The organism is Methanobacterium sp. SMA-27, from assembly GCF_000744455.1.
Classification (GTDB): Archaea; Methanobacteriota; Methanobacteria; order Methanobacteriales; family Methanobacteriaceae; genus Methanobacterium_B.
This window is the reverse complement of the sequence record NZ_JQLY01000001.1, coordinates 242,673-266,914: the sequence shown is the minus strand read 5'-3', so window position 1 is coordinate 266,914 and position 24,242 is coordinate 242,673. Positions and strand designations below refer to the sequence as shown.

Genomic DNA, 24,242 nt, shown 5'->3' with positions numbered 1-24,242 from the left:
CTTTTTAATTAATCTAAAAAAATTTATTCATTAACATTTTATCAAATAATTTTCTATTTATAAATTTTGATGATGAATATGATTCAAAACATCAACAACATCTGTAAATGTTATCTCATTTTTAATTTCATTAACCACAGGCCTTTTAACTATGATTATTGGTATTTCTAAATCAATAGCAGCTGCTATTTTTGTTGAAGTACCTCCTGTCTCACCGCTTTCCTTGGTTACAGCTACTCCTACCCCATATTCTTCCATTAATGCCATGTTGAAATTCTTTGAAAATGTTCCCTGCATTGCAATAATATTCTCACTAGGAATTCCCATTTCAAGACATTTTTTCAGGGAGTAAACAACTGGAAGTACTCTTGCAACCATGAACTGAGGATTGATCCATTTGATCATATAGTGAAGTGTTGAAACACCTGCAAAATGCATTACCCTGTAGTTTCCATTTTCTTTAACAATTTCAATTGCTTTTTTGGCAGCTTCTTCGAACGAAGATACTTCAAACACTTGTTCGTGATCTGGAATTTCTATTGATGGCCTCTCAAAACGAATATACATTATACCTGAACTTTTTGCGGATTTTACAGCATTTAAACTTGCGTCAACTGCGAATGGGTGGGTAGCATCAATCAAAATATCAATCTCATTTACAGTTATAAGATCTTCGATTTCATGTATTCCCATCCGACCAACAATAATCTCATTTGCACCAGCTGTAACAGCAAGATCACCACCATATTTTGTTGTAGTGGTTGCAATTACTTCAATATCTTCAAGCTCTGCTAATTTACTTATAATTTTCACTGCATCAGAGGTACCGGCCATGACCATGACCTTCATTTTATCACCTTTTCACTAATAAATTCACTTAAAAATATGGTTGAAGCCACTAATACAATGAGAACCCAGTCCATTATTGTAATTCCGGTTGTTCTGAAGATCCCCTGCAAATAAGGCAAATAAATAACACATAACTGAAGCAAAAACGATGCTAAAACAGCTATTAATAAAGTTTTATTAGGGATCATTCCCTTTGCTTTGCAGTTGAAAACATTAAATATCTGGTACATCACAAATACAGTGAAAGCAATAGTCATTGACGTTATTACACTTGCACCGCTGGACAATTCATAGTAGTAAAGTAAAAGTGTGCCTATACTCATTACAATTCCTGCAATTCCAATCCTAATTAGGTTTCGCTTGGGTATGATGTTTCCGCTGCTTGGTGGCCGTTCCATAACTCCTGCTTCTGAAGGTTCAACACCCAGTGACTGTGCAGGAGGACCATCCATTATTATATTTATCCAAAGTATCTGTATTGGATTGAATGGTATTGGAAGACTGATAAGAGATGCGACTGTAATGGTTAGTATAGCACCTATGTTTGTTGAAAGTTGAAATTTAACAAATCGTTTTATGTTGTCAAATATGGTACGTCCCTCTTTAACAGCTTCAACAATTGTTGCAAAGTTATCGTCTTGAAGCAACATATCTGCAGATTCCTTGGCAACATCTGTACCAGAACCCATTGCAACACCTATGGCTGCTTTTTTAAGTGCCGGTGCATCATTTACACCATCCCCTGTCATGGCTACTACTTGTCCCTGTGATTTTAGAGCCTCAACAATTCGAACTTTCTGTTCTGGGAAAACACGAGCATATACACTAACATTTTGAACCATATCTTTAAATTTATCATCGTCAATTTTTTCAAGATCTGATCCGGTTAAAACGTTCCCATCCTTTAAAATACCTATTTCAGATGCAATTGCAGCAGCAGTATCTTTGTTATCTCCTGTGATCATCACAACTTTGATCCCTGCTTTTTCACAGAGGGCAACTGCTTCTTTTGCCTCCTTTCTTGGTGGATCCATCATACCCACCAATCCAACATATATCAGATCATTTTCAAGTGCTGCTTTATCATCAAACCCTTCATCAGACCCCATCTTTCTGTATGCCAGGGCCAAAACCCTCAGAGCTTCGGATGTCATTTCTTTAAGATCATCCAGTACTTCCATTCTATTTTCATAGGTTATCTGACTTAGTTCCCCATTTTCTTCAACCATGTTACAGCGTTCAATGATGATCTCAGGAGCTCCCTTTGTAAGAACATATCTATCTCTATTAAATTCATTTACAGTTGTCATCCTCTTTCTTTCACTATCCAGTGGTATTTCAAAAATTCTTTTATGCTTCGTTTCTAGTTCTTGTCTGTTGTATCCATTTTCATCAGCATAAACTAGCATTGCACCATCAGTTGGATCTCCTATTACTTTCCCATTGGATATACTCGAATTGTTGCACAGTGCGGATATTTTGAATGCCATTTCAGGTGAGGTTATCTTTGTCTGGCGAACAGCCATCTTATTTTTTGTTAATGTACCGGTTTTATCTGTGCAAATTGTTGTACAAGAACCCAATGTTTCCACTGCAAGTAATTTTCGTACAACTGCATTGCTTTTAGCCATTCTCTGCATTCCAAGTGCAAGTGTAAGGGTCATTATTGCAGGCAATCCCTCTGGCACAGCAGCAACTGCAAGTGAAACTGCTGTCAAGAAGTTGGTTACTAATGGCACTCCTTTAAAGAATTGCAGCGTAAAAACACCGGTACAAACAACAATTGCTATTAAACCCATCAGTTTACCAAGGCCATGTATTCTATCTTGAAGAGGTGTTTTTTGCTCTTCTCCCTGAATCATTTCAGCAATTTTACCTATGGCAGTATTCATTCCAATTTCTACTACAACGCCCCTTGCTCGTCCTGAAGCCACATATGAATCCATAAAAGCAAGATTGGTAGTTTCATCTTCGGACAGTACATTTTCATCTTTGTTTGAAGGTTTTGATTCTCCGGTTAATGCTGATTCATCCACCCTAAGATCGTAGCTTTTTAATAATCTTAGGTCTGCAGGAATGTTGTCACCCTCTTCAAGTATAACAACATCCCCGATTGTAAGTTCACTTGCAGTAATTTTCTTTGGTTCTCCATCACGAATAACTACAGCTTCTGAAGATGTCATATTTTTAAGCTGTTCCATTGCATTTTCTGCACGATTTTCCTGTATAAAACTCACAACTGCATTTAAAATGACAACGATAAGTATTACAATTGCATCTGTTATGTCTCCAATTAATGCAGCTGCTATAGCTGCAATTATAAGTAGTATTATAAGGAAATCTTTAAACTGTCCCAAAAACTTGGTTATGGGTCCTGGTTTTTCTTCTTCAATCAGCTCATTTTTTCCATAAATATCTTGCCTTTTCTGTACTTCTCCACTGGTCAATCCTTTATTGGTAGATTTTAATGAATTTAAAACATCTTCTGCACTTTTATTCTGCCATTTCATTATTACACTTCTGGTAAAATATTGCTTTTTTGTAATTGATAAGTTTCATACCTTTATCTGGTTTTATAAATTCTGTTGATAATGGTTTTATAATTAGATCTGCACCTACCATTACTGCAACCTTTTTTATATATGGCTGAAGTTCCTCAGGTGGGCGTATTGAATAGATCAGTGATGCATTCTTATATATATTTATGTTAGGGTTGGTTATATCATCAACAACAATTTGATCATGGTAAGGTTTAATATCTGTCATGATTATATCCATGTTAAGATATTCTTGCAGTGTAAAGGCAACCAATGGAAAACCTCCTACACCTACTTCAACTATTAAAGAAGCATTCCTATAGTTTGCTATAATATAATTTGAAAAATCTTTCCACATTTTTACCACTTTTACTGGAGAAATTCATGATAATAAGAGAATTTAAACGCCCAGACGTCAAAAGAGTCCTTGAAATTGAGATGGCGTCCTTCAGTGATCCCTATCCTGCTAATATTCTTGTAGATATTTACAACCTGGGTGCAGGATTTCTTGTTGCCCAGGAAAATAATAGGGTAGTAGGATATATTATATTTTGGATCAAGTTTGAAGATGAAGGTCATATAATATCCATTGCAGTTGATAAAAGTTACAGAAGAATGGAAGTTGGCTCCAAATTAGTTGAAACAAGTCTGAATATCTTTAAGAAATATAATGTGAGAAAGATCAAACTAGAGGTAAGAGTTGGAAACAAAGGGGCCAGAAAATTTTATAGTAAAATGGGATTTAAAGAAGAAAAAATTGTTGAAGATTATTATGATGACAATGAAGACGCAGTTATTATGAGCCAGACTTGTTGAATAATACTATTGGAATTAATAGAGTATTCTAAATCAATGAATTTTAAATATTTTATTATATAATTCTGAAATAATCTAATTAATAAACCAAGAAAATAAACTACTGATCAAGATCTCATATAATAAATCTAATTAAGGATCAGTTATAAATTGAAGATGATCAAAGGCTTAGAATAAGTGATAATTTACTCAAATTTTGATTTACAAATTAATTTAACCGGTGATGAAATGCTAAAAGAGGCTAAATTAGCTTTAGAAGATGGAACAATACTTAAAGGAGAAGGATTTGGCTTTGAAACAATTAAAACGGGAGAAGTGGTTTTTGCAACTGGAATGACCGGATACGTTGAGTCACTTACAGACCCCTCTTACAAAGGGCAGATCCTAATGTCAACTTATCCATTACAAGGTAATTATGGAATATCTAGAGATTGGTTCCAGTCCGATGGGATAAAAGCAGAAGGATTTATAGTAAGGGAACAAAACAGCCATCCCTCCCACAGGCTCTCTGAAGAGAGTTTATCTGACTTTTTAGGTGAATATAAAATTCCAGGTATAAGCGGGATTGATACCAGGTTTCTTACACTTAAAATCAGACGTCATGGAGCCATGAAAGGAGCAATTTCAACACAGGAAATTGATGATGAAGAACTTTTGAAGCTAGCAGTTGAACAGGAAAATATCGAAAATATAGACCTTGTGGACAAAGTATCTGTTAAAAAACCTCAAATTTTGGGTGAAGAGTATAAACACAGAGCAGTGGTGCTTGACTGCGGTATAAAACGAAATAGTATAAACGCCCTCCTAAAAAGAGATATAGGTGTTGTTGTTCTACCTTACAAAACTAGTTATAAAGAAATTTTAGATTATGATCCAGAGGCTATGCTGGTTTCAAGTGGGCCTGGAGATCCAACAAGAGTTACAGAGGCAGCCAATACAGTTAAAAATTTATCTGAGAAACTTCCAATATTTGGAATCTGTCTTGGCCAGCAGATTATATCGTTAGCCTTCGGTGCAAAAATATATAAGATGAAATTCGGTCACAGGGGAATAAATCAACCAGTAAAAGATCTTAACACGGGTAAAGTTAATATAACCTCCCAAAACCATGGTTTCACAATTGATTCAGATTCGTGTAAAGATTTACCAATTAAAGTTACACAGATAAATCTTAACGATGGAACTGCTGAAGGACTTGAACATGAAGAACTTCCAATTTCTAGTGTACAGTACCATCCAGAAGCTGGCCCTGGACCTCATGACTCTGACCATTACTTCGACAATTTCCTCAATATATTAAAGAAATACTAAACTTAAAATATGTTAAAAGTACAATTTTTGATGAAAAAAAGGCAAATTAACAATTTAGGTTGAACTGTATAATCATAAAATAAAGTCATAAAAATTACTGATTTGAATTATAGGATTTATAAAGGTAGGATCGTAAATGCCAAGGGACAAAGACATAAAAAAAGTTCTTATCATAGGTTCAGGACCCATACAAATTGGTCAAGCTGCTGAATTTGATTATTCTGGATCTCAAGCTTGTAAATCTCTCATGGATGAGGGAATTGAAACAATACTTGTGAACAGCAATCCAGCAACCATACAAACAGATATAGACATGGCAGATACAGTATATGTGGAGCCACTGACACCGGAAATAGTTGCAAAGATCATTAAAAAAGAAAAACCAGATGCTATACTACCCACCATGGGCGGACAAACTGGTTTGAACGTTGCAACAGGCCTTGAAAAGATAGGTGCGTTAGAAGGGATAAAAGTCATAGGATCAACAGTTCAAACCATAAGAAATGTTGAAGATCGTAACCTATTTGGAAATTTCATGATGAAACTTAATGAACCAATACCCCATTGTAGGGCAGTCACAACAATCGATGAAGCCATTGAAGCCGTGGGTAAAATAGGTTATCCAGTTATTGTTCGTCCAGCTTTCACATTAGGAGGAACAGGTGGGGGTGTTGCACACAACGAAAAAGAACTCATCGAGGTCGCTACAAGAGGTCTTGATATGAGTTTTATCAATCAAGTTCTCATTGATGAATCTGTGATCGGGTGGAAAGAATTTGAATATGAGGTAATGAGAGATAAAAATGATACTTGTATAATTGTTTGTAACATGGAAAACTTGGATCCCATGGGTATACATACAGGAGAGAGTGTAGTTGTTGCACCTTCACAAACACTTTCAGACGTTGATAATCAAAGATTAAGAAATGCATCTATTAAAATTATAAGAGCGTTACATATCCAAGGTGGCTGTAACATCCAATTTGCATTTAATTCTGAAACTGGAGAATATAAAGTTATTGAAGTCAATCCCCGGGTCAGTAGAAGCAGTGCATTGGCTTCAAAAGCAACAGGTTACCCCATAGCCAAGATTTCAGCCAAAATAGCTGTAGGAATGACCCTTGACGAAATACAAAACGACATCACCAAGGAAACACCGGCTTCATTCGAACCTTCACTTGATTATGTTGTTGCAAAGATTCCTAGATGGCCATTTGATAAGTTCAAAGCCATAAAAAGGGAAATAGGTGTGCAGATGCAATCCACTGGTGAGGTTATGGCCATTGGTAGAACAATAGAAGAATCTCTTCACAAGGCAATAAGATCCCTTGATATTGGAAAATATGGATTTGTAGATGTGGAATATACCGATTCTCTATTAAAAAATGCAACAGATGAAAGAATTTTTCATTTATATACCGCCCTTAAATCAGGGCGTGATATAGATGATATTCATGACATTACACAGATAGATCGGTTTTTCCTGTACAAAATACAGAGTATTGTTGATTTTGAAAATTATTTAAGGAATTTAGATGCAGATGAAATTCTCAAACCAGAAATTCTTATAAAAGCAAAAAGAATGGGATTCTCTGATGCAATATTATCCGATATAACCGGATTTCCTGAGAAATTAATAAGAGACCACAGAAGAAAAACTGGAATTGTTCCTACCTACAAAATGGTTGATACATGCGCAGCAGAGTTTGAAGCTAAAACACCATATTACTATGGAACCTACGAAGGCGAAGATGAAGTGGCAGTATCAGACAATAAAAAAGTTGTTATTATTGGAGCAGGACCCATAAGGATTGGTCAGGGAATAGAATTTGATTACTGTTGTGTTCATGCTTCAAAGGCATTGAAAGATGAAGGAATAGAAACCATTATTATAAATAATAATCCCGAAACAGTTAGTACGGATTACGACATCTCAAACAAACTTTACTTCGAGCCATTAACACTCGAAGATGTAATGAACATAATGGACAAAGAGAATCCAGATGGAGTTGTTGTTCAATTTGGAGGCCAAACTTCCATAAATTTGGCAGTTCCCCTTGCTGAAGAAGGAATTCAAATACTTGGAACTGCACATGAAAGCATTGATCGTGTAGAGGATCGCGAACGTTTTACTGAAGTTCTAAATTTACTTGATATTCCTCAAGCAGAATATGGTATTGCATACTCTTTTGAAGATGCCCGTATTGTAGCAGAAAGAATAGGGTTTCCTGTACTTGTAAGACCTTCCTACGTTCTTGGTGGAAGAGCTATGGAAATTGTTTACGACGACACAGAACTCAAAAAGTACATGAAAGAAGCTGTGAAAATTTCGCCAGAACATCCCATCCTTGTTGACAAATTCCTTGAAGATGCTATTGAAATCGATGTTGATGCACTTTCTGATGGAGAAACTGTCTTCATAGGAGGTATAATGGAACATATAGAAGAAGCAGGAGTTCATTCTGGAGATTCTGCATGCGTAATGCCTCCTCAAAGTATTTCGGAAGATATTCTTAAAACCATTAAAGAATACACAACCAGACTGGCACTTGAACTTGATGTTATTGGGCTCATGAATATCCAATATGCTGTTAAAACAGATAAAGTGTACATAATTGAAGCCAATCCACGAGCAAGTAGAACAGTTCCATTTGTAAGTAAAGCAGTGGGAGTACCACTTGCAAAAATAGCTGCCAAATTAATGGTTGGATACAAACTCAAAGACTTAGGCTTAGTTGATGATATCAAAATTAAACACGTTGCAGTCAAAGAATCAATATTCCCATTCATAAAGTTACCTGCAGCAGATTCTGTGCTTGGACCTGAAATGAAATCCACAGGAGAAAGCATGGGAATAGATGAAAATTTCGGTGTTTCCTACTACAAAGCCTTGCTCTCAGCGGGTATGGAATTACCTAAAAAAGGAAAATTATTCATCAGTGTTAGGGATTCTGATAAAAATAGCATAAGAGATATTGTTGAAAAGGCAGAAACTCTTGGATTTGAACTCGTTGCAACAAGCGGAACTGCTGAAGCTGTTGAAAACCAGGTTAAAATAGATAAAATTCGAAAAGTGAGCGAAGGTTCTCCAAATATTAGAGATGCTGTAGTCAATGGAGAAATAGACCTAATAATCAACACACCTTCAGGAAAGCAATCAGCTGATGATGGTTATTATATCCGAAGAATGGCCGTTGAACTGGGAATACCTTATGTAACAACTCTCGCAGGTGCACGTGCAGTACTAACCGCTATTGAACATGTTAAAGAAGGAGAAATTGGAGTCAAATCTCTTAACGAATATCATGAACAGCTCTAAATTTATTTCTGCTATTAATTTGAAAATATTTATTTTTTTTTACCATTGTTTTGTTTAACTATATACTGGCTTATTTTAACGTTCTGAAAAATACTAAAACTAATAAATACTACAATAAAAATACTTTAATCTAATGATCACAATCAAAAATGCTCATGTTCTATACGGTGAGAACATGGACATATGTAAAGCAAACATAATAATTGAAGACAATGAAATTGTAGAAGTGTCTGAAAAGCTTTTAAAAGGTAGAATAATAGATGGAAAAGGCTGTGTTGCCGCACCATCCCTTATTAATTCCCATGTTCACATTGGTGACTCAGTTGCAAAGGATTTGGGAGATGGTTATCCCATAGACCAAATAGTAAAACCTCCAAACGGAATAAAACACCGTATACTCGCTGAAACATCTTCTCAAAATATTATCGATGCAATGAAAAGTACAATAGATTTAATGTTTCAAACAGGTACTACAACTTTTGTTGATTTCAGAGAAGGAGGATTTAAAGGTATTGATCTGCTAAAAAAAGCTACAGAAGGTATTCCCATAAGAAAAATAGTTCTGGGAAGACATGAATCTTTCTATAATTCCAATAATTCATCACAACTTGAAAAAACAGTAGAAATGATTCTTAAATCTTGTGATGGAATAGGTTTAAGTGGATTTGGTGAAATTGACGACGAAGTTGCAGCCACTATAACAGAAATTTGCAGAAAAAAATCCAAATTATCTTCCATACATGTTGCAGAGTACGAGGAACTTCAGATGAATTCACTGGAATTAACCGGTGAAACCGAAGTTGAAAGGGCCTTGAAGGCGGGTTTTGATCTACTTGTACATGTTACATCACCATTAAACGATGATCTTAAACTTATTAGTGAAACAGGAACTCATATTGTCTCATGCCCTAGATCCAACGGTTCTCTTGGAGTTGGGATTCCCCCTCTAAAAGAGATGCTAGATCTAGGAATAAATGTAAGTCTGGGAACCGACAACTTGATGTTCAACTCCCCTAATATGTTTACAGAGATGGAATTCGCACTTAAAATAACAAGGGCTTATTACAGAGAATATATTCCTCCAGTTGAGGTATTTAAGATGGCAACAATAAATCCTGCTAGAGCATTAGGACTTAATATTGGTACAATAGAAGAGGGTAAATTGGCAGATATAATGCTTGTAAGTGGATTGTCTGGAGATCCAATCCTTTCCCTAATAAATAGAACCGAAACCCAAAACATAAATGCTTTAATTAAAGAGGGTAATATTGTATTTGAAAGATAATTATCCACAATCATAATTACAAATTTTGTAAAAAAAGAATTTTTACATTGAATGAACCAATACATAATCATAGAATATATTACAATTAAGTAGAAAAATAATAAAATTGATGATACCATGTTAAATATTAAACTTTTCAGAGAAAATCCTGATTTAATTCGTGAATCAGAAAAGAAGCGTTTTAGAACAACCGAAAACGTTGACAAAGTCATTGAATTTGATTCAAAATGGAGAAATGGACTACAAAGATTGAATGATCTTCGTGCAGAAAGGAATAAACTATCACATTCGTTTAATGAAGCACGAAAACAGGGCAAAGATGAATTAAAGAAACTTCAAATCAGGGCAAAGGAAGTTTCAACTGAAATTTCACAACTAGAACCAATGATCGCTGAATTTGTATCAAAAAGGGATGAATATCGTTACAAAGTGGGAAATATTGTTGACGATAATGTTCCAATATCAGAAACTGAAGATGATAATTTAATAATTTCTGAAGAAGGTAAAATTCCTAATTTTAATTTTAAACCATCCAACCATGTAGATCTGATTGAAGGAATTGATGGGGCAGAATTTAAACGAGCAGCAGAAATTTCAGGCTCCCGTTTCTATTATTTAAAGGCAGATATGGTCTACTTAAATATGGCATTACTTAAATTTGCCATGGATATACTGTCTGAAAAGGGTTTTACTCCATTTCAAACACCATTTTTTATTAAACATGATGTAATTAAAGAAACAGCAGAACTTGCAGATTTTGAGGAAACCCTTTACAAGGTCGAGGATGAAGACCTTTTCATGATAGCAACCTCTGAACAAACATTAGCTGCTCTTCATAGAGGGGAAATAATCGATGAAAGAACATTACCGCGTAAGTACTGCGGTATTTCATCCTGTTTTAGGAGAGAAGCTGGATCTCATGGTCGGGATACTTTAGGAATATTCAGGGTTCACCAGTTCGAAAAAATTGAACAGTTCGTTTTTTCCGATGAAGAACAATCTAAGGATATCCATGAGGAATTATTGAAAAATGCTGAAATTATCTATAAGAAGCTTGGAATTCCATACAGGATAGTTTCTATTGTTTCTTCAGAGTTAAATGATAATGCTTCAAAAAAATATGATCTTGAGGGCTGGTTTCCTGGTTCAGGTACTTACAGAGAACTAGTTTCATGCACCAACTGCAGAGATTATCAAGCTCGTAAATTAAACACCCGTTATGGAATTCAGGGAGATTCAGAATCTCTAAAAATGTGTCACACATTAAACAGTACAGCAATTGCAACAGAAAGAGCTATTTGCTGTATTCTAGAAAACTATCAACAAGAAGATGGATCTATACTTATTCCTGAAGTTTTGATCCCTTACATGAATGGTAAAACTGTTATTGAAATTTAAAAGTATATAATTTATCCAAATATTAGGTTTTAATTATTATATTATTTTTTTTGATCATAAAATTTAATATAATATACTCTCTATATAGTATCAAGATCGTGTGAATTGATGTAAATTATGATTTAATTTGTTGCTGAAAATTGTTTAGGGGTGCAATAATTGTCCGATTCAAAGATTTTAGTTGTTGAAGATGAGATCATTGTGGCAGCTGATTTAAAAAATAAACTGGAAAAAATGGGTTACACCATAATTGGTACGGCAACTACTGGGCATGATGCTGTAAAAAAATCTGGAGAAACAAAACCAGATCTTGTTTTAATGGACATAATGCTGAAGGGTGAAATGGATGGAATTGATGCTGCCCAACAAATACGTGACTTATATGATATTCCCATTGTATATTTAACAGCTTATTTTGACGATGAAACATTGGAACGTGCCAAAGTAACAGAACCATTTGGCTATATCCTAAAACCATTCGAAGACATGGGAATACAAAGCGTTATAGAAATGGCAATTTATAAACACCAAGTAGAGCAGAGATTAAAAAAACAGGCTAAAATATTAAAATTCTCAAATGAAATGTTAAATGAAATAAATGAACTATAAAAATTAGTACCCTACTTTAATAATCATCTTGAACTGGTTTTATTTTGTACATACAACAGAATATCTAATGTTTAAATGCCAGAATAAAACATATTCAAGCTAATTGGTTGATAATATAAGTTTTTATGAGTGAAATTTTAAATTGAATATTTATATGATATGACAACCAAATAACCATAGAATTCATTATGATTTATAAAGTATTCAAAAGGTGTACTGTATTAATAATTCATAAGAGGTGAACCAATGTATAAAAAAATACTTCTACCCACAGATGGTTCTGAGTACGCAAACAAAGCAGCTGAACATGCTATATGGATTGCTCGCGCAAGTGGTGCAGAAATTATTGCATTAAATGTTATAGAAACATCTTCACTAGTTGGATTACCTGCAGAAGATCTTATTGTGAGGATTAAGGAAATGCTGAAAGAAGAAGGCCGAGTTGCACTTGAACACATCTTTGAGATGGCCACTAAAGAAAATTTAGAGGAAGGAGATTTAAAAGTTACCCTAAAAACAAAAGAAGGTTCTCCTGCAGATGTGATACTTAAAACGATTGATAAAGAGGATATTGATCTAGTTGTTATGGGAACTTCTGGTAAGCATGGATTGGATAGATTTTTACTTGGAAGCGTAACAGAAAAGGTAGTTAGATCTGCAAAGTGTCCTGTTTTAGCTGTGCATATTGAATAAATGAAGTAAATAAACGATTTTTTTATTGATCTTCACCTATTAATTTTATATTATGGCTGGTGTTAAGAAATGTTTGTAAAAGAGATAATGGCCGAAGATATATATTTTGTCCATGTACCAGGTAACCGTACCAACGCCCTGGAAATTATGAGAGAAAAAAAAGTATCAGGATTGCCTGTAGTAAAAAATGGAACTAATGAACTTGTTGGAGTTCTTACAAGAACGGATCTGGTTGAAAACCCAGATGAGGAACAAATAGCACTTATAATGACTAGAAATATCGTAACTGCATCTCCTGATGATGATGTAAAGGAGGTTGCAGCCAAGATGATAGAAAATAATATCAGAAGGGTTCCAATCGTAGAGGAAGGACAACTAATAGGTCTTGTAACTGCTTCAGATTTAATAAATAAAGCATTATGGAAAATGGATATCCAGGATCCGGCTGAAAACTATATGATCCAGAATATTCCAACCAGCTGGGAAGGAACACCATTGAATGTTGCATTTGAGATAATGAGATACTACAAACTTAAGGTGCTTCTTGGACTGAATAATGATGGTAAAATTTCAGGAATACTCACAGAAACTGATTTTATAGAGGAAAGTGAAGTTGTATCTGAGAGAACAGTGCACAACACTTCTGTAGGCACAGAAGGGGACAAATGGTCTTGGGACAGTAAGAGTGTACTTTATGTTATAAAAAATCATCTTAAATTTAGTGACAAAACAATTAAAGATGTTGCCAATACCGAGTTGGTTATTGTAACCACTAAAACCTCTGTACAAGAATGTGCAAATAAAATGAGACAACGGAATATAGAACAGATCCCTGTGATAGATGTTGAAGGAGATCTTGTTGGACTAGTGAGAGCTGTTGACTTAATTAAAGCTATAAGCGATTAAAATGTCAGAAACGCCTATAATTAAAATAAAATCAGATCCTGAAACCATTAGGATTGTCGCTAAGAGAAAGGGTGATGTTTCGATACAGACAATCAACCTCAGAATAATAATGGCAAATCTCTGGTGGGAGGGATCTCCTGAACTTGAAACCTTTTTCAATGTCATGGAACTAACCATAAAAAAAGCTTTAAACGAAGTTTATCCCCATAATAAAATGAGTATAGACTACAAATTTTGTGCAAATGATGCACTTGAAGATGCATCAGAAATTATTGTGGAAATCACCGATATAAAAGCAGATGATATGGATGTGGATATTGGGGGAAGGTTTATAACTCTTGGCGGAACTGATTCCAGGGGATTCTTCAAGAAAATGACAAGTTTCCGAAGGAAATTCAAAGAAGAAGTACATAAAGAAATTTAAGACCTACTTCTATAATTAATCCAAATATCTTTTTTTTTTATTTGAATGGCTTTTTATTCTTAAATTAAGTTTAGATATTTCTTCTTATATTTGGCAACACTTCTGTAAGCAATTTTTCAGCATCTTCCTTATTAATTACACGTCTTGCAACTACTTTTCCTGTTTTAAATACTGTAACATTTCTATCCTCGATTTCTAACATTGCAATTCCCATCTCAACTGAACATTTCACATTTCCAATCTTTTTTAGTTGTTCACATGTTTCTTTTATATTTATTGTATATGGAAGCTCTGTTTCAAACATTATCTTATGTTCCTCATCTTTACATGGTTTGTAAACAACTAGCTCCTTCTTTGAATTACCATATTCACCAATGTCAAGTGTAACTTTTTTAAATCCTACCGCTTTTAATTCAGAATCGATATGATTTAGAATTCCAGATTTAAGGATTTTTCCAATATTTTCTAGTTCTATGAGTGCAACACCATCTTGATCCCTTACTCGAACTATTTCAGACCCGGAAAGCCCCTTCAAAAGAGATTCAGCATATTTTATTCTGTTGATTTTTTTTAGTGTTATGTCGCTGTTTTTTGATATTCTAGTTGCCATGCAAGTTGTTGATTTAGAGTAATTTATTTTAAAGGTTTCAAGAGCGTTTTTAACATCCTCAGCCGTGAACCCTGCTATAACAAGTGGACTTTTGATGTTTTTATTGTAATTAACCATTATTCCAGGTCTATCTTCTAATAGATCGCTGATACTGGTTCCATCCACAACTTCAAAATTATCTTCTTCAGCAATCTCCATTAATTTAGAGTACATTTTATTTTTACAGATATAACATCTGTTTCGAGGGTTGGATCGGAATGATTCATCTTCTAGGAAATCTTCTTTTACAACTGAATGTTCGATACCGATCTCCTTTGCAATTTTCATTGCATTTCCAATAAAATCTGATGGCATTACACCATTATCTATAGTTACAGCTATTGATTCCTTGGACATCTTATGTGCTATAAATGCAATCAATGAGCTGTCTGCTCCTCCTGAAAATGCAATAAGCAACTTCCTGTCCTTCAGATAATCCTTAAGTTTTTCGAGTTTCACTTCAACTTCCATTGGATATCATCCTTTTCAATAATAAAAATAATAATGTTTTTAATATTTAATAAATTTCTGATTCATTTAATTCTAACCTTGTTATTAGAGTTTTTTTACATATTTTAGAACAGCAATAGCATCTTCCTTTTTAACATCTATAGTATTATCCTTTAAAAATTTTTGTAGAAGTTTTTTTCTTTTTTCTTCAATATTTACTTCTTTTAAAACTTTATTATAATTTCTTTTGGGATAGTAAATTGATTTTGCAGTTTTTATCAAAGTTTCAAAATCTGATTTATTGATTATTCCTTTGGCCATAGCTGCTTTAAATGTGTAGTTCATACTTATAAATGCTTCAGAGAGTTGTTCAAATGTTTCAGGGTTGATCACCACAGCTACATCATCATCAGATTCGATAATTCCCTTCCGGTAATCATGATAAACCCTACCTACACCAACCATTCCAAAATCATCTAGCTCAGACGCCCTTAAAGCACCCATACTGGCACCTCCAACCACAATAACTCCCTTTTTAATTGCTTCCATTATCTCTTTATGGGAGACTGCTGGTGCTTTATGGAAAACACCATCTATAATAACAATTATATCCGGATTATCCCTCAAAGCTTTTATTACATCATCTCTTGCAACTGGAGGCCTATAATCTGCTTCAAGAAATTCTTTAGCCTCTGTTGGTTGCAAAGAAGGGCCTGTGAATACTATGATATTTTTATTTTGATTTTCAGGTTTCAAGCATAATTCTCCATTACTAGGATTTATTAAATTACAAATATGGATATGAATTTCAGAAAGATCATTTTACATAATATATTGTTATGGAATATTGTATATGTCCAGTATTTATTGTAGATGTTATCTGTTAAAATTAGTTTAAATATTAGAATGATTGGTTGATAAAGAGAAATATAAGAATAGTCTAAAACTAATTATTGTTAAATAAATTAATCTAAATTTACTTTATAAGTTCTTTATCTAGTTTTTTAAGTCTGTAAATTGAGGGGTGATTCTTTCCAAACTTTTTTTCCCATTTTTTTGAAACAAAATCAATATTTACCTCAATCGTTCCGTTCATCAAATTATCTGCATGAGCAACTATTTTCTCCTCCAAAGTGCAGGGCATATAATCTCCGGGCGGAAGTTCAAGTATTTCTGCCTCATCTGAAGGTATTCCTGCACCTATATGTTTGAGGGTGATGTTTACAATCTCCTCTGGAAAATTAAGGTTTCTTAATATTTCTGCACCAACAACTGCATGTTTAATTGAGTGTGTTTTAATTCTACCAATATCATGAAGCATTGCACCGGTTTCAACCAGTTTAAGATCTACATAAGAACCATTATTATCCATAAAATTAGAACCAATTCTTAGGGCTTTTCTAGATACTGCCTTAGAATGTTCTATTATATTAGGAGGGCAATTTAAATCTGTTAATGTTTTTAATGGATTTGAACTCAAAAGTTTCCCTCATAAAATATCTAATTTAATTCTTAAATTAATTAAAAAAAATAATATTTAGAGAATTCAGGTAATTCTCTCCATCATCTGCTTTAATTCCACTATTATAGTAGAATTATCCTGATATTCAAGCGATCCGCCACATTTTGGACATTGGAAGTTATTTTCAGATGCCTCATCAAATTTATATCTGTGGCCGTTTGTTCGACATAAAAAGAACATATTTTCTTCTTCATACTCCAAAGATTCTTCAATTTCTCTGGAAAACTTTTCATATTTCTTGCTTATAATATCCGATACCTTTTCCTGCTCAAATCTCCAGCTGTAGGTGTACCACTGTGTTTCAGGATCCTTACTTCTTTTATAAGTTGCTATTCCAGCATCATATAATTTGTACAAGACCCTCCTTACAATGTTCAACCTAATTTCGGTTTCTTCTGCAATTTCTTCATCCGTTGTCTTTCCTTTCAACATACATTCAATGATTGAAACACTGCTCTTTTCATCATTGGTTATGTCCATTAGAATTTCCTGAACTGTTGGATCGCTAAGCATTTCTGCCCCTCCTTTATATGACATATTAACTCCCAGATTATGGTTAAACAGTTTCTACCATTCAAGTGAATCACTGTTTATGGAATAGTTGACCATACAGTACTATGACATGTAGATATACACGAATTAATACAAATTAGTTAGATTTATTCCAAAAATACTGATCCATAATCCAAAGTTATGAGTTTTATACGCAATTACAAAATACTAAATCAAACAATAGCTTTAAGAGAATATAGCAATTGTTTTTAATTTGGTGATGTAACTTTGGTAGTACTCTATATACTATCAAATAGTATTTATAATTTGTTGATGACAATTTAACTAATTAGAAATAGATTTATAAGAGATTAAAAGAGCCTTCTGACTATAATAGCCGGTGTATGCTCAACTGAATTGAGCATTTCAATTGTTATTCCTGTAATGTCTCCTTCAAAAATGTTTTCCATATCATATACTGTTTTTATATCTTTTTCATTATTTTCATGATATTCTTCTGCTAGTTTAGCTATTTTAAGCATAGTATCAAGTTTTTCTGGTCTCGAAACTCCCAAAGGAGTTGGTCCTAAAATTTTTCCAAATCTACCAAGTAAATATCCAAAAATTCCAAGATCCGATTTTATGCCTGGCACTGCAATTGGAAGTGATGTAAACTTTTTTCCAATTAACTGATAACTTGCATCGGTGTCAATAATCATCACTGTTACATCTATTTTAAGATCATGCATTATCTTCTTGGCAATATCCTTTGCAACATCATTTGGATTTTCGGGTAATAGGGAAACCATTGTCCCAGGCACATTACTCAAATCGACTCCTGCTTCAGATGCTGGTTTTAATGCATGTTTCAAACCATAATGTTCCAATATGACTCTTTTATGGACTCTAGCTTCTGGTGGCAGTTTCCTAAGGTTTTGGATGGTTCTACTTTTTATTCTGAAAATTGGCCCCAATAAATATCCCCATATATATTTTGACCATACATCCGCCAGTAAAAATGAAAGGAATGAAGCTTTAAATTTAGACTCATCAACAAGTCTACCTTGTGACACAGATATTGGTGTTTCAGAAATTACAAGAAAATCGCCATTAGTCAAAAGATCTGCTGAACATTTAATAATTATATCATATGACTCATTCGGTTTAATATAATCTGTTTTAACAGGAATTAAAGTATATTCGCTCTCATTTTTGGGGCCTTGGTCTTTTTGAAAGTATAATTCAGACCCATATATATTTTCTGTGCTAATTTTATCTGTTTTCATGGCGAAATATCCTTAAATTATTCTTTAAACAGCCTTCATAGATTAGATTTTTATTTATTTTGTAATTTTTAAATATCCTGAACTTAATTTAAAAAAGTTAATGAATCCTAAATATGTTTAAAATTCATCCTTTTATTGGAGGTGCCCATACTTTGAGGTCTATTCCCTCTATAACAGCCCTTCTACCAACAAGTTGTACAACAATTCCAGAGTGAACCTTCTGCATCATACAGTGCCCTGGAAGGAATCTTATGGTTTCTCCAACAGCTGGTAATTTACCGTCTATAATCCCTTCAAATCCTCCCACCATACACACACCTATATCCATATAATCAAATTCTACATCTGGATCAATTCTATGACATGGCCCTATCATATGAACTGTTATTAACCCATTGTCCTCGTCTAATATCTTTGCAAAATGTATTATTGGACATCCTAGAGGCCTATACCTTACAACATCCCCTGCTTTGAGGACTTTCCTAGTAAATGGATAAAGAACTTCTCTGCAAGAACTTTCTTCTGGAAGGGGGTTTAAAATAAAATCTGCTTCATATCCATCCAAGAGGCCTACTGGTTTCTTTTCAGCAGGCAATATATGTTCTTCCCTTAGTAATTCTTCTAGTTCATTTCTGTTTTCATTGAATATTTCCTGGTATAAAAATTTACACTTCCCAAGTTCTGTTCCACTTTTCATGAGCGAATGTGCAAACTCATCACACCGAGCATATCCACATATTCCGCAGTTAAAACCTGGCAATAATTTTACTACTTTCGATCTCTGATCTGAATTTATGGAATTGTTCTTCATATCATTCCCCTTTGGTTCACTAGATCTCTATTCTCCTTCGTATGTTTGGAATCCATCTATTCTTCGGAGTATTCCCCTGTGGTGTTTCTTATTAACCTTTGTTTCACCAACACAGAGTGTGCAAACAGCAAGGGGTGCTGAATGTCTTAATTTCTCCTCATCAAGGGATACTTCCTTGGATTTGACCATTTCTTCTGCTAGTTCAATACATCCTTGACCAGAAAGACCATTGGCTTCTATTACTTTGCAGTTTGGATTAACTTCAAGGACTCTTTCCCGGAATATTTCTCTTTCTGCTTGTGATATCATATCTCCCTTGGTTATAACAGCAATGTCTGCTGTACTTAAAAATGGACCCACCTTGAGAGGAGTGTTTGGTCCACTTGTAGCATCGATAACACATACTCCCAGACTATTCATAGTGTATGGTGCACATCTATGGCATAATCCTGCAGTTTCAACAATAAGGTATTCAGAATCGTTTTCATCTGCCCATTCTATCATGTCTTCTATATTATAAATTGCATAGTGATCTGGACACATATCCATTGACAGGCCTACTTTTGTAGGTATACCAATTTTTTCGAATTTTTTACCATCATCGGTATAGAGACAATCTATTTTTACTACTGATGATTTTAAATTTCTTTCTTTAAGGCTTCGGAGAGCATGTATAAGTACTGCTGTCTTTCCAGATCCAGGGGTTCCTGCAACAATTATCATTTTCATAATACAACATCCCCCATTTCAATGTCTTCAATAACTTCCCCATTCCTAACTTGATCCCTCAAACTCAACATGAGTTCATCTATTTTATTTAATTTTTTGGAAAGGGATTTTTCAGCTTCTGTTGTGCCTACAACCTTTTCCATTCCCCCAGACTTCATTACAATCCTTCTGTCGGTCATTAGTGCAAGCACAGGATCGTGGGTTACAACCATGACTATTTTCCCGTGCCCTGAAAGTACCTTAAGAGCGTCATGTTTTTTTATACCTGCATTTTCTATCTCATCAATAAGTACTATTGGAGAATTGCTGATAATTGCTACGTCTGCTACCATCAAGGCCCTTGACTGACCACCGCTTAATATGGTAAGTTCATGGTCGGATTTTATGGGTTCTCCAGTTAGTGTATTTGCAAGGCTTATTACAGCATCCACACATTTGCTGCTTGCACCTCTGCACTTAGCATGAAGACTTAAAAAATCACCAACACTCATGTCCGCTAGGAAGTTCATGTTCTGAGATAATTGGGCAACCATTTTTTTCCGCGGATTAGTTCTATCATCGTAGCTTGGTTCTTCATCGTTTACAAGGATCTTCCTCTTTGAGAATGTATCCTTCTGTGCCAACTGCTCTATGTCCCCTATAAGAGAACTTTTACCGCTCCCTGTTGGCCCCACAACCCCAAATATTTCTCCTTTTTTTATAACTACTTCTTCTACAGGTTCCTTTTCTCCCTGTTTGTTGTAGCCGCCTATTATGGTTATTTTATCTATCATGAAAGATTCACCTTTCCCAAAGTATCTCCCCTCAAACCTCTTCTCATTGTTTCAAGGGCTGTTATTTCATCGGGAGATATGTTTCCAAGATTAACATTGGCTCCAAATTTAAGTATTAGATAAGTTTGCTGATTTTTCTGGGGAGCTTCCCATATCAATTTATTAATGTCAAGGTTATCAACAAAAACTTGAACATCGTCTTCCTTTACATCACCTTTACCATTAAAAATACCCAAATCTTTTCCACCCTCTCTTGCCTCTATTATAACCTTATCTGCACCAGATTCAAGGTCCAATTTTACAAGTTTAACCCTGTCCTGGGCTGTAAAATGATGGTCTTTTTTTGGATCCTTTTTACCTACCTCTGTTAAAGCCATGAACCCTAATTCTTTAACTTCACGAATTATTCTCACCCTTTCTTTGGGTGTAATATCAACTGTACCATCTGATATTTCAATGGCCTTAAATCCTAGTTTATCAGATTCAACTAAAAATTCATCAAATTTACCCTTAATATATGCCAGTTCAAAGAGTGTTCCTCCAGGATATGGAATAATATCATTGGATAAATACGTATCAATCTTATATTTTATTAGTTCTCTTTCATGAATAGCGGAAGTTCCCCATCCAAGTTTTGCTAGATCAACATAGGATCCTGATATCTCCAGAAAGTCTTCAACCATGTTAGGTCCCATTCCTTTGTCTAACATCATTGTAATACCCTCTTCAGGGTTCCTATCACGATCATTTGTAAGAAAATCAAATGCATTCATTGCATCACCTTACTTTGTTATGTATATTTTCATAGTTAGCTTTTTTCATTAATTAAACAATAAAAAAATTTCTTAAACCACAATATTTATTCAATTAGATTAACCAATATAAAAAAAAGTATGGAAGTAATAAAAAACATAATTTATCTAGTACACATAACTAAACAATAATGATACAAAATAATAATTTAAATAATTAGAGGAGATGGTTTGCATGGAAAAATCTATCCATTACTTCGAAAATCCTGGAGAAGAAAATACCAACAAATTAATTGAACTGGTAAAGATCAGGAGAAAAGAACTTGGTATCGATCATGTTGTTGTTGCATCTGCATCAGGAAAATCTGGTGTGAAACTTGCAAAAAGCATCGGAGATCCTAAAGTAAACATTGTTAATGTAACACATCATGCTGGTTTCAAGGGCGATGATTCTATTGAAATTGAATCCCAAAACAGAACTGAATTAGAAAAAATGGGTGTAAAAATTTATGTTGGATCGCATTCATTAAGCGGCGTTGGAAGAGGAATATCCAATAAATTTGGAGGTATAACTCCTGTAGAAGTTATTGCAGCCACTCTTCGCCTATTCTCTCAGGGAGTTAAAGTTGGTGTGGAAATAAGTATAATGGTATCTGATGCCGGCCTTATACCTACAGATTCAGAGATTATTGCTGTAGGCGGAACTGCAAAGGGTTTAGATGCAGCTATTGTTTTGAAACCAGCTCACATGGGAAACTTCTTTGACCTCAAAATAAATGAGATCATTGCAATGCCAAGACCTTAGTCTTGAGAGGATGCAATGACCCAACTTTCCTTCAGATTGTTCACACTAGAAACAAGTGAAACAAGTAAGTTCACATTTGCTTCGTGCATAACATTCTATGAGATTTAAATGATATCGGTTAAAAATCATAGTTCAGTGGTAAATTATCATTAAAAATACCGTTGCTTTTAAATATAAGTTAGTACAATAACACAATTAACATAATAAAACATTAGCTGTGGGGGTAGGAATTGAAATCTCTTATAAACAATACCATAAAGGAATCTGAAAAAAGAAAGGAAAGATCAACCATGGAAGAGTGCAATTCATATGACGACAACATCGACAGCGATCTTAAAGAGATTATCCAACGAAGCCGGGCTAAAATTTTCGTTGTAGGAACTGGAGGGGCTGGAAATAACACAGTTTCAAGACTTGCGGAGATAGGAGTCGAAGGTGCAGGCACACTTTCCGTTAATACGGATGCACAAGATCTCTTTTATTCAAAATCGGATCATAAGCTGTTGATTGGAAGATCTACGTGTGGAGGACTCGGTGCAGGTGGAATGCCTGATATCGGAGAAGAAAGTGCTGAAGAAAGTGAGGAACAACTCAAGGAAAAACTTGAAGGGTCCGACATGGTCTTTGTAACCTGTGGGTTAGGTGGAGGAACTGGAACTGGTTCTGCACCTGTTATATCCAAGTTAGCAAAGAAAATCGGCGCTTTAACAATTGCAGTTGCAACCATGCCTTTCAGTGCAGAAGGACTCAGAAGAAGAGAAAATGCAGAAAAAGGCCTTGAAAAGCTCCAAAGTGCTGCAGATACAGTGATAGTAATACCAAACGACAAACTACTTGAAGTCGCACCTAACCTGCCAATAAACAAGGCATTTATGGTTGCAGATGAACTTCTTGGAAGAGCAGTTAAAGGAATTACCGAACTCATAACTAAACCTGGTCTAGTAAGTCTCGATTTTGCAGATATTAGAAGCATAATGATGGGATCTGGTATGGCCATGATTGGAATGGGTGAATCAGACTCTGGTGACAGGGCAATAGAATCTGTTCACGAGGCACTTAACAGTCCACTTCTTGACTTGGACATATCCAGTGCAAAAGGTGCATTGATCAACATATCAGGAAGCTCGGATCTGACACTGCACGAAGCTGAAAAAGTCGTTCAAATAGTTGCTGACGAATTAGATCCAGATGCAAATATAATATGGGGAACCCAAATACAGGAAGACCTTGAAAATGTTATCAGGACAACAATTGTTGTTGCTGGAGTAAAGTCTCCGCACATATTTGGAATGCCTGGTGAAAAGGAATTCGTTGAAGAAAAACAACGAGAAAGTATTCCTGAATCTTCATTGGAAGAATTTATAGATGGTGTTTTTTAATCCAATATTTTATTAAGGCAAAAACCCACTTTTAAACATCTACCCCATTTTCCTTAAGTTTAGTGATTACCATCTTCCAGTAAATGGAAAGGTTTATAAATCCCTAAACCTATACCCTCCTAATGTGATCTATCTAAATTTTAAAAATTCTCATTCTCTATAATTATAACCGAAGTGGGTATTTCTATGAACTTGAATAAAAAATCTATCGTCGATTTTATAAAACTCTGTCAAAGAGTTCTGCATGTGTCCAAAAAACCAGGCAGAGAAGAATTCATGAATGTTGCAAAGATAACAGGGATAGGCGTCCTGATAATAGGTGCTATTGGCTTTATAATTAGCATAGCCGCTCAACTTTTAGGTCAAATTTAGATGAATTAAATTTTCAAGATCATATTAAAATCATTTATAACACTGTTTAAGAAATAATTTATTAAAGGTTAGTGA

Annotated in this window: 24 protein-coding genes; 12 read left to right on the top strand and 12 right to left on the bottom strand. The window is 34.5% G+C overall.

Annotated features, from left to right (window positions below):
* Positions 1-57: 57 nt before the first annotated feature.
* The 3 genes from cobK to DL91_RS01350 are packed head-to-tail and all read right to left on the bottom strand — an operon-like array spanning position 58 to position 3,744.
* Positions 58-849 carry a precorrin-6A reductase gene (gene cobK / locus DL91_RS01360; protein WP_048189916.1) on the bottom strand — a complete coding sequence of 264 codons (792 nt, stop codon included), beginning with the start codon at positions 847-849 and terminating at the stop codon, positions 58-60.
* On the bottom strand, positions 846-3,359 hold the full coding sequence (locus DL91_RS01355; protein ID WP_048189915.1) for a calcium-translocating P-type ATPase, PMCA-type: 2,514 nt from the start codon (positions 3,357-3,359) through the stop codon (positions 846-848). The genes cobK and DL91_RS01355 overlap by 4 nt, the downstream gene beginning before the upstream one ends.
* A complete protein-coding gene (locus tag DL91_RS01350; protein WP_048189914.1) occupies positions 3,343-3,744 on the bottom strand; it encodes a UPF0146 family protein in 402 nt (133 codons plus the stop codon). The genes DL91_RS01355 and DL91_RS01350 overlap by 17 nt, the downstream gene beginning before the upstream one ends.
* Before the next feature lie 26 nt (positions 3,745-3,770).
* Between DL91_RS01350 and rimI the strand changes: the two genes are divergently transcribed.
* The 9 genes from rimI (at position 3,771) to DL91_RS01305 (ending at position 14,147) form a co-directional block, all read left to right on the top strand.
* On the top strand, positions 3,771-4,202 hold the full coding sequence (rimI, locus tag DL91_RS01345; RefSeq protein ID WP_048189913.1) for a ribosomal protein S18-alanine N-acetyltransferase: 432 nt from the start codon (positions 3,771-3,773) through the stop codon (positions 4,200-4,202).
* A gap of 228 nt (positions 4,203-4,430) precedes the next feature.
* Complete coding sequence (carA, locus tag DL91_RS01340) at positions 4,431-5,513, top strand: glutamine-hydrolyzing carbamoyl-phosphate synthase small subunit (RefSeq protein ID WP_048189912.1); 1,083 nt, start codon at positions 4,431-4,433, stop codon at positions 5,511-5,513.
* A gap of 136 nt (positions 5,514-5,649) precedes the next feature.
* A complete protein-coding gene (gene carB / locus DL91_RS01335) occupies positions 5,650-8,832 on the top strand; it encodes a carbamoyl-phosphate synthase large subunit (RefSeq protein ID WP_048189911.1) in 3,183 nt (1,060 codons plus the stop codon).
* Between the two features lie 133 nt (positions 8,833-8,965).
* Positions 8,966-10,117: an amidohydrolase family protein gene (locus DL91_RS01330; RefSeq protein WP_048189910.1), complete on the top strand. Its 1,152-nt coding sequence runs from the start codon at positions 8,966-8,968 to the stop codon at positions 10,115-10,117.
* A 117-nt stretch (positions 10,118-10,234) separates the two neighbouring features.
* Entirely contained in the window at positions 10,235-11,515 is a 1,281-nt protein-coding gene (gene serS, locus DL91_RS01325; RefSeq protein WP_048189909.1) for a serine--tRNA ligase, read from the top strand.
* A gap of 159 nt (positions 11,516-11,674) precedes the next feature.
* Positions 11,675-12,124, top strand: coding sequence for a response regulator (locus tag DL91_RS01320; RefSeq protein WP_048189908.1), 450 nt, complete (start codon positions 11,675-11,677; stop codon positions 12,122-12,124).
* A gap of 246 nt (positions 12,125-12,370) precedes the next feature.
* Complete coding sequence (locus DL91_RS01315) at positions 12,371-12,817, top strand: universal stress protein (protein ID WP_048189907.1); 447 nt, start codon at positions 12,371-12,373, stop codon at positions 12,815-12,817.
* A 69-nt stretch (positions 12,818-12,886) separates the two neighbouring features.
* Positions 12,887-13,723 carry a CBS domain-containing protein gene (locus tag DL91_RS01310; RefSeq protein WP_048189906.1) on the top strand — a complete coding sequence of 279 codons (837 nt, stop codon included), beginning with the start codon at positions 12,887-12,889 and terminating at the stop codon, positions 13,721-13,723.
* Between the two features lies 1 nt (position 13,724).
* Positions 13,725-14,147 (top strand): hypothetical protein, encoded by a 423-nt coding sequence (locus DL91_RS01305; protein WP_048189905.1) that lies wholly within the window; start codon positions 13,725-13,727, stop codon positions 14,145-14,147.
* A gap of 70 nt (positions 14,148-14,217) precedes the next feature.
* Here DL91_RS01305 and larE read toward each other — a convergent pair whose 3' ends face one another.
* The 9 genes from larE to comA form a co-directional block, all read right to left on the bottom strand.
* Entirely contained in the window at positions 14,218-15,267 is a 1,050-nt protein-coding gene (larE, locus tag DL91_RS01300; RefSeq protein WP_048189904.1) for an ATP-dependent sacrificial sulfur transferase LarE, read from the bottom strand.
* Positions 15,268-15,351: 84 nt separating this feature from the next.
* On the bottom strand, positions 15,352-16,002 hold the full coding sequence (locus tag DL91_RS01295; protein ID WP_048189903.1) for a TfuA-related McrA-glycine thioamidation protein: 651 nt from the start codon (positions 16,000-16,002) through the stop codon (positions 15,352-15,354).
* Positions 16,003-16,222: 220 nt separating this feature from the next.
* Positions 16,223-16,726: a TIGR00295 family protein gene (locus tag DL91_RS01290; RefSeq protein WP_048189902.1), complete on the bottom strand. Its 504-nt coding sequence runs from the start codon at positions 16,724-16,726 to the stop codon at positions 16,223-16,225.
* A gap of 66 nt (positions 16,727-16,792) precedes the next feature.
* On the bottom strand, positions 16,793-17,305 hold the full coding sequence (gene tfe / locus DL91_RS01285; RefSeq protein ID WP_369792042.1) for a transcription factor E: 513 nt from the start codon (positions 17,303-17,305) through the stop codon (positions 16,793-16,795).
* Positions 17,306-17,631: 326 nt separating this feature from the next.
* Positions 17,632-18,546: a coenzyme F420-0:L-glutamate ligase gene (locus DL91_RS01280; RefSeq protein ID WP_048189901.1), complete on the bottom strand. Its 915-nt coding sequence runs from the start codon at positions 18,544-18,546 to the stop codon at positions 17,632-17,634.
* 124 nt (positions 18,547-18,670) lie between these two features.
* Positions 18,671-19,357 (bottom strand): (Fe-S)-binding protein, encoded by a 687-nt coding sequence (locus tag DL91_RS01275; protein WP_048189900.1) that lies wholly within the window; start codon positions 19,355-19,357, stop codon positions 18,671-18,673.
* A 27-nt stretch (positions 19,358-19,384) separates the two neighbouring features.
* Positions 19,385-20,086, bottom strand: coding sequence for a GTP-binding protein (locus tag DL91_RS01270; RefSeq protein ID WP_048189899.1), 702 nt, complete (start codon positions 20,084-20,086; stop codon positions 19,385-19,387).
* Complete coding sequence (locus DL91_RS01265) at positions 20,083-20,859, bottom strand: ATP-binding cassette domain-containing protein (RefSeq protein WP_048189898.1); 777 nt, start codon at positions 20,857-20,859, stop codon at positions 20,083-20,085. The genes DL91_RS01270 and DL91_RS01265 overlap by 4 nt, the downstream gene beginning before the upstream one ends.
* Positions 20,856-21,632, bottom strand: coding sequence for a phosphosulfolactate synthase (gene comA, locus DL91_RS01260; protein WP_048189897.1), 777 nt, complete (start codon positions 21,630-21,632; stop codon positions 20,856-20,858). Before comA ends, DL91_RS01265 begins: the two co-directional genes overlap by 4 nt.
* A gap of 214 nt (positions 21,633-21,846) precedes the next feature.
* Here comA and DL91_RS01255 point away from each other — a divergent pair, with 214 nt between their 5' ends.
* The 3 genes from DL91_RS01255 (at position 21,847) to DL91_RS01245 (ending at position 24,167) form a co-directional block, all read left to right on the top strand.
* The gene (locus tag DL91_RS01255; RefSeq protein ID WP_048189896.1) at positions 21,847-22,416 is read left to right on the top strand and encodes a pyruvate kinase alpha/beta domain-containing protein; all 570 of its coding nucleotides are present in this window, start codon (positions 21,847-21,849) and stop codon (positions 22,414-22,416) included.
* 290 nt (positions 22,417-22,706) lie between these two features.
* Positions 22,707-23,795, top strand: a complete 1,089-nt coding sequence (ftsZ, locus tag DL91_RS01250; protein WP_197050655.1) for a cell division protein FtsZ — start codon at positions 22,707-22,709, stop codon at positions 23,793-23,795.
* A gap of 186 nt (positions 23,796-23,981) precedes the next feature.
* On the top strand, positions 23,982-24,167 hold the full coding sequence (locus DL91_RS01245) for a protein translocase SEC61 complex subunit gamma (protein ID WP_048189894.1): 186 nt from the start codon (positions 23,982-23,984) through the stop codon (positions 24,165-24,167).
* Positions 24,168-24,242: the final 75 nt, after the last annotated feature.